Below are 2,588 nucleotides of genomic sequence, written 5' to 3' on the forward strand. Positions count from 1 at the left end.
CAACATTTTATTATAAGAAAACCAATTATTGATTAATTTAGTTATTTACACACTTTTATAAGGTGTTTAAATCAGCTTTTAATACTAGCTAAAATTAATAAATTTGCCGTTGGTCACTCAACAAAAAATAGGTACATTTGCTAACTTAGCAAAAATGCCGATGTAGTGATTATGTACAACGTAATTGATGAAAACGCATCAAGCGGCGGTTCTATCTCAGTTTATGAATCGGTCATTAAAAACCAGTAGTTGTTTAAAAAATCGTTAATTAAATCACTAAAAAGTAACGTAGTTTTTGCAGAAGATGGTTTAAAAATAAACTTATAAAGTATTGCGCATAAGGTGTTGCGAGTCGCTAGTTTTATCGCTATTTTAAAGGCTCTCTCATAGATGGATTTTATTATGCGCATTAAATTTTTAGCGAGCTTTTATTCTTTCTTCTTGTTTGCATTGTTTGGTTGTGACGATCAAAGTATGGCAATTCAAGGTAGTCCTCAGCTAAATAATAATGTAAGTAACTCACCCTCTAATCTCAAAGTAAACACGCCTCCAGCAGCTCAAACAAACGAACCCGCTTTAGTAGTCGGTATGCTAGCAACACATTGTAATAGTAATGAAGCAGCCTACATTAACGCAAAAATGCATAAAGTTGTGCGTAACCCAGATGAAAATACAGCCTATAAGTTAGAGCCTACCGATAAAGTGCTTTCTATTTGTGTTGCAAAAGATGACTCATCGCTTAGTTATCGATTTGGTAGAGTAAATGACATAGGGCTTGAAAAAGAAGCAACACCGAATGCTCCATTTGGCAGTTACTACAGGCAAGTAGGGCGTATTGGCGAGAGTATTTTATTTTTTAGTAACGGCGAATATCACTACTATATTATTAACTCAGGCGGTATGGGCAGCGGTGTAACCGTTAATGTTTATAAAAACGATACATTAATAACTGAGCTGTTTTCGGGTAATGATCCTTACGATGATTTTGTTATAGCAACCGATTTAAATTTCCCTAAAAAATTGGTTATCGAAAAACAGCCATTTAATAAGCAAATGCAGTAAATAATGACTCCACACCAGCAAAACGTAATAGAGCAAGGGCATTGGTTTAAAAACCGTAGCGCTTATTTAAAAAGCTTTTTACTAACGCAGGGCAAAACGCTCTCGCTAAAGGCTCAGCAGTCATTATTTTTGCGAGGTGATAAGCACGATGGAATTTATGCAGTGCTTAGCGGCGTGGTGCGTATTAGTGGCGTAAGTAACGAAGGCAAAGAAGCCGTATTGAGCTTTATTGATTCATCACTGTGGTTTGGAGAAGTTACCTTGTTTGATGGTGGCCTGCGCACTCACGATGTATATGCACAAACTGATGTTGTGCTTTTTTACGTGCCCCAACGCGCACTTGAACAGCTATTAAACGAACAGCCACAATATTGGCAAGAGTTTGGTTTATTGCTGGCACAAAAGTTACGCCTAATGTTTACCTCAATGGAAGATCACGCATTACTAAGCGCTGAGCAAAAAGTATGCAATCGACTTTTAATGCTTAGCGAACATACTGAGCACTTAACACCGCTTGTTTTATCTCAGCAGCAACTTGCTGATATGACCTACCTAACGCGCCAAACTATTAATCAAATACTGCAACAGCTTGTTAGCCTACAAGCCATTAGTTTGGGGTATCAACGCATAACTGTTTTAGATAAACAAAAGTTACAGGCGCGTGCTACACAAGCTTAAATAGAGACTTTTTTATTTAGTTGGAACCAAAATTGCTACAGATAATGTAACGCAACAATGGATTTGAGCTAATGACTACAATAACCTTTAAAAATCAATATAGTAACTATAACTCTCCTGCATTAAATAAAGCGGCAGGACTAAGCGAAGTTGCGGCAAATAATCCCCTCCCTAACGAAAAAACAAATGATGCTAAAGGCATTACCTCAGCCCCTAAAGAACCAACGTTTTTAGAAAGTGCCCAAGAAGCACTGGTTTATCAGCGCTTAGGCGTAAACAAAAACAAGATAGACGAGCTAAAAGCGACAATAGAAGAGCTCACTAAAGAGCTACAAGGTCAGGGCGCAGACCCTAGCGCAATTGCTGATAAAATAGAGGAACTTCAAAAAATGCTTGAGCAAGAGTATCAAAAAGGGCGCGAGCGAACGGATATGAAAGGTGAGCATGAGCCGGGTAAAATAATTTCTGCATTTGTTTAATTTACACAATGTCGGATACCTGACATTGTTGCTGTGCTTACTTTTGCTAAAGTAAGTTTTAAATATAAATATAAAAATAAAGGCAAAACAATGAAAACACTTCAACAGCAACTTGGTAAATATGGTTTATATCATCGTTCTAAACGTAATGTACTAACGCACTTTATTGGTATTCCGCTCATTGTATTTGCAGCGTTGTGTTTACTAGCGCGTATTCAAATCCCCCTTGGTAGTGTAGTAATTGATGGCGCACAACTTTTTGTATTAGCGTCGGTTGTTTATTATTTTATGCTGAGCTTTTCGCTTGGCTTTATTATGGCCGTAATATTTACTTTACTCCTTGTTGCTGCTCAGCCCATTGCGGCAATG

4 protein-coding genes are annotated in these 2,588 nt (G+C 37.4%); all 4 read left to right on the plus strand.

The window, feature by feature from the left end; genetic code table 11:
- Positions 1-390: 390 nt before the first annotated feature.
- A complete protein-coding gene (locus H5072_RS16500; RefSeq protein WP_182694145.1) occupies positions 391-1,062 on the plus strand; it encodes a hypothetical protein in 672 nt (223 codons plus the stop codon).
- 3 nt (positions 1,063-1,065) lie between these two features.
- Positions 1,066-1,740, plus strand: a complete 675-nt coding sequence (locus tag H5072_RS16505; RefSeq protein ID WP_182694146.1) for a Crp/Fnr family transcriptional regulator — start codon at positions 1,066-1,068, stop codon at positions 1,738-1,740.
- 71 nt (positions 1,741-1,811) lie between these two features.
- Complete coding sequence (locus H5072_RS16510; protein ID WP_182694147.1) at positions 1,812-2,219, plus strand: hypothetical protein; 408 nt, start codon at positions 1,812-1,814, stop codon at positions 2,217-2,219.
- A gap of 90 nt (positions 2,220-2,309) precedes the next feature.
- A partial coding sequence (locus tag H5072_RS16515) for an Mpo1-like protein (protein WP_182694148.1) occupies positions 2,310-2,588 on the plus strand: 279 nt, incomplete at its 3' end.

Origin of the sequence: Pseudoalteromonas sp. SR45-5, from assembly GCF_014163565.1 — a bacterium.
Classification (GTDB): Bacteria; Pseudomonadota; Gammaproteobacteria; order Enterobacterales; family Alteromonadaceae; genus Pseudoalteromonas; species Pseudoalteromonas distincta.

Excerpts from the sequence above, each read along its gene's own strand:
- H5072_RS16500 (WP_182694145.1), top strand. The coding sequence starts at position 391 with ATGGATTTTATTATGCGCATTAAATTTTTAGCGAGCTTTTATTCTTTC.
- H5072_RS16505 (WP_182694146.1), top strand. The coding sequence starts at position 1,066 with ATGACTCCACACCAGCAAAACGTAATAGAGCAAGGGCATTGGTTTAAA.
- H5072_RS16510 (WP_182694147.1), top strand. The coding sequence starts at position 1,812 with ATGACTACAATAACCTTTAAAAATCAATATAGTAACTATAACTCTCCT.